Annotated in this window: 10 protein-coding genes; 4 read left to right on the forward strand and 6 right to left on the reverse strand. The window is 36.1% G+C overall.

Annotation, left to right across the window (positions count from 1 at the left end):
• On the forward strand, positions 1 to 533 hold a 533-nt coding region (locus tag ACKI3Q_RS08580), incomplete at its 5' end, for a hypothetical protein (RefSeq protein WP_407416180.1).
• A gap of 130 nt (positions 534 to 663) precedes the next feature.
• The gene (locus tag ACKI3Q_RS08585) at positions 664 to 825 is read left to right on the forward strand and encodes a hypothetical protein (protein ID WP_407416181.1); all 162 of its coding nucleotides are present in this window, start codon (positions 664 to 666) and stop codon (positions 823 to 825) included.
• 284 nt (positions 826 to 1,109) lie between these two features.
• Here ACKI3Q_RS08585 and dmpI read toward each other — a convergent pair whose 3' ends face one another.
• A complete protein-coding gene (dmpI, locus tag ACKI3Q_RS08590) occupies positions 1,110 to 1,295 on the reverse strand; it encodes a 4-oxalocrotonate tautomerase DmpI (protein ID WP_407416182.1) in 186 nt (61 codons plus the stop codon).
• 66 nt (positions 1,296 to 1,361) lie between these two features.
• Between dmpI and ACKI3Q_RS08595 the strand changes: the two genes are divergently transcribed.
• Complete coding sequence (locus tag ACKI3Q_RS08595; protein WP_407416183.1) at positions 1,362 to 1,820, forward strand: dCTP deaminase domain-containing protein; 459 nt, start codon at positions 1,362 to 1,364, stop codon at positions 1,818 to 1,820.
• A complete protein-coding gene (locus ACKI3Q_RS08600) occupies positions 1,817 to 3,358 on the forward strand; it encodes a thiamine pyrophosphate-binding protein (RefSeq protein ID WP_407416184.1) in 1,542 nt (513 codons plus the stop codon). The genes ACKI3Q_RS08595 and ACKI3Q_RS08600 overlap by 4 nt, the downstream gene beginning before the upstream one ends.
• Here ACKI3Q_RS08600 and ACKI3Q_RS08605 read toward each other — a convergent pair.
• The 5 genes from ACKI3Q_RS08605 to ACKI3Q_RS08625 form a co-directional block, all read right to left on the reverse strand.
• Entirely contained in the window at positions 3,349 to 3,621 is a 273-nt protein-coding gene (locus ACKI3Q_RS08605) for a hypothetical protein (protein WP_407416185.1), read from the reverse strand. The genes ACKI3Q_RS08600 and ACKI3Q_RS08605 overlap by 10 nt on opposite strands.
• On the reverse strand, positions 3,614 to 4,102 hold the full coding sequence (locus ACKI3Q_RS08610) for a DUF2953 domain-containing protein (protein ID WP_407416186.1): 489 nt from the start codon (positions 4,100 to 4,102) through the stop codon (positions 3,614 to 3,616). The genes ACKI3Q_RS08605 and ACKI3Q_RS08610 overlap by 8 nt, the downstream gene beginning before the upstream one ends.
• Positions 4,103 to 4,204: 102 nt before the next feature.
• Complete coding sequence (locus tag ACKI3Q_RS08615) at positions 4,205 to 4,633, reverse strand: GerW family sporulation protein (RefSeq protein ID WP_407416187.1); 429 nt, start codon at positions 4,631 to 4,633, stop codon at positions 4,205 to 4,207.
• A gap of 68 nt (positions 4,634 to 4,701) precedes the next feature.
• Positions 4,702 to 5,544, reverse strand: a complete 843-nt coding sequence (locus ACKI3Q_RS08620) for an aldo/keto reductase (protein ID WP_407416188.1) — start codon at positions 5,542 to 5,544, stop codon at positions 4,702 to 4,704.
• A gap of 167 nt (positions 5,545 to 5,711) precedes the next feature.
• Positions 5,712 to 6,260: a hypothetical protein gene (locus ACKI3Q_RS08625; protein WP_407416189.1), complete on the reverse strand. Its 549-nt coding sequence runs from the start codon at positions 6,258 to 6,260 to the stop codon at positions 5,712 to 5,714.
• Between the last annotated feature and the right edge of the window lie 120 nt (positions 6,261 to 6,380).

The following is a 6,380-nucleotide window of genomic DNA, read 5'->3' on the forward strand; positions in this document are numbered from 1 at the left end:
CCGACTTAGTTTTAAATAACAATCGAATGGATTATTGGTTTGAAAGAGATGATGGTGCCGCCATATTCAATGGGGGAGTTGTCATCTGCTACAACTGCAGTTTCACCAACAATTACGCAAAGAATGGGGGAGCAATATATAATGAAGGAGTATTACTCCTCAATAATTGTACATTCAGTAACAATAAGGCATACGGCCAAGGTAAGGATGTTTGTATTGATGAAGGAGCCCAAGTCACAGTGGATGGTAAAAATATTACCTGCGATAATGATATTATTCATTTTTACAAATCTGATCTTAAAGATAGGATTATTGTGATTGCAGCAGGCGTGGCACTAGCAATCGCAGGATTTGTTGTGAGTTTTATAGCCATGACAGCGGCAATATATTTAGTTCCGGCAATAACTATGACTGGAGTTATTATGGTTGGTGCTATTTCACTAGCGGCTTTCGATGCAGTTGCGTTTGGCACACTTTACTTTCTTTACGTAAACTCCAATAAAGATGATGACAATACCCAAACTGTCGAATGATTCTAAAGATTTTTTCATAGTATCCTGTTCTAATGTAACTATTAAAAATCTAACAATAAGAAATGCTAATTATGATTGTGGATGAGGAGCAATTTTCTTTGGAAATACGGGTACTGTTACAAATTGTAATTTGTCTGTTGGAAAGTACATTGTTACAGTAATTAACCCAGTTACTGGTGAAAATACTGCTAATAACATTACTGTTATTTCAAGAATCATAGAAAACAGGGATATTACGAAGTATTTCAGAAACGGTATAGGCATTGCAAACAAAATTACAATAAAAAGTTGAGATTAATTTCTCAACATTTCTTTCTTTTAAATTGAAATAATCATTCATTAAATTATTGGTTCTTACATAACTTCATCGTTTTTAAATATATTCTTTCATTATTTCGCATCTTTGTTCAGAGATTAATTAATATGTGGCACAACATACACAGGTTTTGGTGTTAATGTGTGATGGAATGGAAAAAATAATTTTGATTCATGATAAAAATAATTAAAAAAATGATTCTGAATGGGATGATATTGAATAATTCTTCCCAGAAACTAAAAAAATAGTAAGTTAAGTGATTATCTGTCACTTAACAATTGGCCAGCCACCCCAATACTTTCTTTAGGGTATGCTTGCACTAAAACGGTTATGGCATCAACAGGCAGGTCGTATGCATCAGCAACAACTTCAGATACCTTTTTAACCATTTCTCTTTTTTTCTCAACACTAATTCCATCGTTTCCAGCAATTGTTATTACAGGCATTTTTTATCACCAATTAATTATATTACTATTAATCTATAAAAATTAATAGCAAAAGGTGATATGATTATGCTTGGCGAAAAAGAACTTGTTAAGATTTTTCCGGATTTTGCCGATTTGGTTCAACCTTCAGGCATTGATTTGGAATTGGACACGATTTATAAACAGACATCTGGTGGTTCATTAATAGATAATGAAAAAAATCTGCCGGAGTTGGAAGAGCTTGACGGCCCAATTTATACATTAAAGCCACACACTGCATATCTGGCCAGCATTAAAAGGAAAGTTAAGATTCCAAAGGGATATACCATGCTCTACCTTCCAAGGTCAACCCTCCTGAGGTCATTCATTTCCGTTCAGACGGCTGTTGGAGACCCTGGATTTTATGGAACGCTGATGTTCATGATTTACAATCACGGAGACTTTGAATATAAAATCAAGTCAGGGGACAGAATCGCGCAGGCTGTTGTTTTTGAAGTTGAAGGTTCCGGCGAATATGACGGATCATATCAAGAGGCAGAAAAATGAATGTGGCTGAAAGATTAGTCGAAATCCTTGAAGAAAATGGAATAACTCATATTTTCGGTATTCCTGGAGACCAGATAATGCCGATGTATAAGGCATTATCCGAATCAAGCATTAATCATATACTTACAAAGCACGAACAGGCTGCAGCTCATGCGGCAGATGCATTTACAAGAACCTCCGATACTGTGGGTGTCTGTATGGCAACTGCTGCCGGAGGCGCCCTTAATATGGTCATGGCAACTGCCGCGGCATACAAGGACAATATTCCAATGCTTATCCTGACCGGTGACAACGATTTGAATCTGAGGGATGAAAATGTCTTCCAGTCCCTTCCGTTAAGGGATGTCTTTTCGAACATTACTCAGGAAAATTACTCTCCTTTGAATGGTTCCGAAGCGGTATATGCACTTAAGGCAGCATTATATGGACTTAAAAATAATCCTAAAGGGCCGATTCACATCAACCTGTCACGTGATGTTCTGATGAGTGAGGATTTCATCGATATTGATTTGTGCTATCTGTGTGAAAGTGACCTGTCAAGCATTGATGACGCCCAGGAGCTGATTTCAAAATCCAAAAAGCCATTATTTGTATTGGGTGCCGGCGCCATATCACAGGCAGAAAACATTAAAATGCTTGCAGAATCATATGGGATTCCTATTACAACAACTTTCAATGCCCGGGGAATCATCTCTGAAGATGATCCGATTAACTTGGGAATGGTTGGTTTTCGGGCAACTCCAAGGGCACGAAAGGCAATAGAACTCTCAGACTGTGTCATTGCTTTAGGTTCCATTGCAAGCGAAAGGACATTCCCAGATATTGATGAGGACAAGTTCATTCAGGTCAATATCAACAGGGATGTGCTGAAGGGAAAATACCGAATTCAGGGCAGCGTTGAAGATGTCATAATGTCTTTGGAGTTCAGGAAAGTCGACTGGATTGATGGGCTTCTGGCTATCGACAATTCAATAAGTGTTGAAGGTATTGACGATGAGATGAAACCTCAATCAGCCATCAAAAGAATAATTGAATCCTTTGAAGGTGATATCATTGCCGCCGATGCGGGGTCACATACAACATGGGCAATGCTGCTCTACAGGGCCAAAAAGCCGAATCATTTCCTGTTTCCCGGCGCTACCGCTCCGATGGGATATGGACTTCCTGCGGCTATCGGTGCTTCAATAGCTACCGGCAGAAGAGTAATTAATATCAGCGGTGATGGGGACATTCAAATGAACATTCAGGAGCTTGCAACTTTAAAGGAAAATGATTTGGATGTCATAGTATTCATTTTAAACAATTCTGAGTATGGAATCATAAGGCAATGGCAGGAGGATTTCTATGATATGGAACATTATCAAACGGATTTGGCAAATCCAGACTTCGTGAAGCTTGCCGCAGCTTATGGGATTGATGCGGTTCAGGTCAATACTCTGGAAGATTTGGAATATCTGCTAAAAAAAGATTTGAAGGGTCCTCTTGTTGTTGAAATCAATGTTGACAAGGAAAACATTCCTCTTCCGAATCAGCAGTAGGTATCCACGAATTGCTTAACGATGCCTTTATCAAATTTCTTTTTGTTTAGTGGACAGTAGTGATATTCATCTCCCATTTTTAAAATGAAGCAGAGAGGTTGCACTGTTCCTGAAGTTAATTTTCCAAACATTATCTTTTGGCTTTCGTGAAAGGCAAAGTAAATGGTTTTGTCTTCAGATATGTCAATTGACTTGAATTGTATCTGATCAATAGTTTTTATCTCAAAGATGTCATTAATCATCTCTTCAAAATTATCAGCCATTTATAACCCCTCCAATCAATTGGCGAATTTCATTTTTGGAAATTAACCTTATCAATGGAACAACCAGTTTTAAAAGGTAAATGTCAATGTTCACAAATCCTTTCAGGTTTATTGCCGCTCCGGCAAAGGACGGCTGTGCCCTCAGGTGGCTATTTGGAATGCTTGAATTAATGACGGCGAGGATTGCCCAGATGTAACCGATATATTCTCCGGTTTTGGCAAAATTGGAAAATCCAATAACCAGATCGTTTTCCAGCCTGTTGATATTGACGGCATCTAAAAATTCATGCAGGAATTTCTTCAAATCATTAAAACAAGGCTTGGCCAGTTCATATAGCTTTTTAAAATCTCTTTTATTTTCATCATCCTCGGATTTATCGTCGTCATCGTCATCTTCGGATTTGAAATTGAATGTATAAACTTTCAGCTTTCTAAAAAGAATTATTTCAAGGCATCCGTCATAATTTTCGTCTATTTTCATCCATTTAACTTTTAATCTAATTCCAATAAGTAAAATAATAAAAATAAGTATGATGATTAATAAAATAATCATCAATAGGATGTTTAACATAAAATATTATTCCTATTCTTTGTCTTCTACATCTTCTTTGTTTTCATAGGTTGTAAATTCAGGTTCGATAAACTCTTCCTCATCTACATATTCCTGTTCCTGATTCATGTACCCTTTAACTAAATCAGTGATAATTAAACCTAAATCAGATAATGCTTTATTTGTTTCGCTTCCTTTACTTAAATCAAGTACGCGCACACCTTCAGCATCATTTCCTTTTTTAGGAATCATGACCATTGAAATAGGTTCTACACCAGCACCTGCACCGGCAACATCATTTCCTTCATTGCCCATAATGCTTTCACCGGCACCAAAACCGACACCCATCCTCATTACAGGAATGAGAATTTTATCTTCGGTTTCAATAGGGGTACCTATAACATTATCAACACTTATCAGTTTACGTAATTCCTCAACAGTTGTTTTAATATTTTTTGACATAATATTCCACATCCTATTAGTTAATTATTAATTATGGGTATTGTATTTTAAATACTTTTTTAACTGAATTAAAGAATTTCTTCATTGAACTCTTCAACAGTTTCCGGGGCCGTATGGTCTAAAAAAGGACTTTTTCCAGTATCCAGTTCTTTTATTTTTTCAATGTCTTCTGAAGTCAATTTGAAATCGAATATGTCAATGTTTTCTTTCATTCTGTCTTCCCTGGTTGACTTGCATGCGCTGGCTATTCCTCTGTCATGTAGCCATCTCAGGATTACTTGTGCAGTACTTTTGGAATTTTTATCAGCAATCTCTTTTAAAATAGGATTTTCAAAAAGATTGTCCATTCCTTCTGAAAATGGACCCCATGCCTGGTGTCTTACACCGTATTTTTCCATTATTTCATGTGATTCTAACTGCTGGAAGTATGGCGTTGTTTCTACCTGATTTACTTGGGGCACGATGTCATTGTTCATCACAAGGTCAATAAGGCGGTCAGGATAAAAGTTAGAAAGACCGATGGACAGTATTTTTCCTTCTTTTTGCAGGTCTTGCAGTGCTCTGTATGATCCGTAATAGTCTCCGAAAGGTTGGTGTATTAAAAATAAGTCAAGGTAATCTGTCTGCATATTTTCCAGTGTTTTATTGAATCCTTTCATTGTTTTGTCATATCCTGCATTGCTCACCCAGTTTTTGCTGATTAAAAACACATCATCTCTTGAAAAATCGGACTCATTAATTGCATCCCCAACTTCCTTTTCATTATAATAGATTTGGGCAGTGTCGATTGAACGATAACCTGTGTCCAATGCTTTTAAAACTGCTTCTTTTGTATCTTTGGGTTTTATGTCAAAAACTCCAAAACTTAAGGCTGGCATTTTTTCGCCATTATTCAATTTAAAATATTCCATAAAATCACCTTTAAAATTAGTATTGTATTGCAATAATTTATATTTATCTCAATGGTGCAGGAATACCCAAACCTCTTGGTTGGTGTGAATGTGCATGAAAAGTAGGGTAGTTTTCATTATGTGTCAGAATCTGTTTTTAAAAAAGGGGGATAGGGAAATAATTTCCCTTAATTAATCATATTGGAGTCAATTTCCTCAGCAATTTGTCCAGATGGTGTGACTAAAATTAATTTGACATAATAATCATCACTGGTTATATGGAAATCGAACACTGTTGTAGAGGCTGAACCTGCTAACCTAGGGTCAGGATTATCTAAATAGTTATTTCTGGATATTAAATCAACACCGTATGTTTCCGGGCTGATTACCCAATGATAACCTGTACTTCCACTTTCTCCTCTAAGTGACATGATGATATTGTCCTCATTACGAGTTACTGAATTGGTATCATTAATATGCCTATGCGGATAAATATGGATGATTGGGTCTATATCAATAATGCTTGGGTCTATATCAATAATGCTAATATGTGAATTATTTTCTTCTGGTATTGAATCGGTTACATCAATAATGCCAATATCTGAATTATTTTGTTCTGATATTGGATTTGAATCACTAATGTTATTGTCTGAATGTATATCTGCTGCAGAAATACAACTTAAACTAATAAACACTGTAAAAAGTGCTAAAATAAAAAATGTTTTTTTAAATTTCATTGTTGTGCCTCCTATAAGTTTTTGTTATGTAATCTATTTATTACATGCTGTGGTTAATATTGTGTTGTATAGGATATATAATGGTTTCTGCAAGCAGGTACTTGCAAAAATTTAATGCAT

This window comes from Methanobrevibacter sp., assembly GCF_045636185.1.
Taxonomy (GTDB): Archaea; Methanobacteriota; Methanobacteria; order Methanobacteriales; family Methanobacteriaceae; genus Methanocatella.

Bases quoted from the DNA above. Each gene is read 5' to 3' on its own strand.
- ACKI3Q_RS08625 (WP_407416189.1), bottom strand. From the start codon at position 6,260: ATGAAATTTAAAAAAACATTTTTTATTTTAGCACTTTTTACAGTGTTT.
- ACKI3Q_RS08595 (WP_407416183.1), top strand. From the start codon at position 1,362: ATGCTTGGCGAAAAAGAACTTGTTAAGATTTTTCCGGATTTTGCCGAT.
- ACKI3Q_RS08615 (WP_407416187.1), bottom strand. From the start codon at position 4,633: ATGTCAAAAAATATTAAAACAACTGTTGAGGAATTACGTAAACTGATA.
- ACKI3Q_RS08610 (WP_407416186.1), bottom strand. From the start codon at position 4,102: ATGAAAATAGACGAAAATTATGACGGATGCCTTGAAATAATTCTTTTT.
- ACKI3Q_RS08600 (WP_407416184.1), top strand. From the start codon at position 1,817: ATGAATGTGGCTGAAAGATTAGTCGAAATCCTTGAAGAAAATGGAATA.
- dmpI (WP_407416182.1), bottom strand. From the start codon at position 1,295: ATGCCTGTAATAACAATTGCTGGAAACGATGGAATTAGTGTTGAGAAA.
- ACKI3Q_RS08605 (WP_407416185.1), bottom strand. From the start codon at position 3,621: ATGGCTGATAATTTTGAAGAGATGATTAATGACATCTTTGAGATAAAA.
- ACKI3Q_RS08620 (WP_407416188.1), bottom strand. From the start codon at position 5,544: ATGGAATATTTTAAATTGAATAATGGCGAAAAAATGCCAGCCTTAAGT.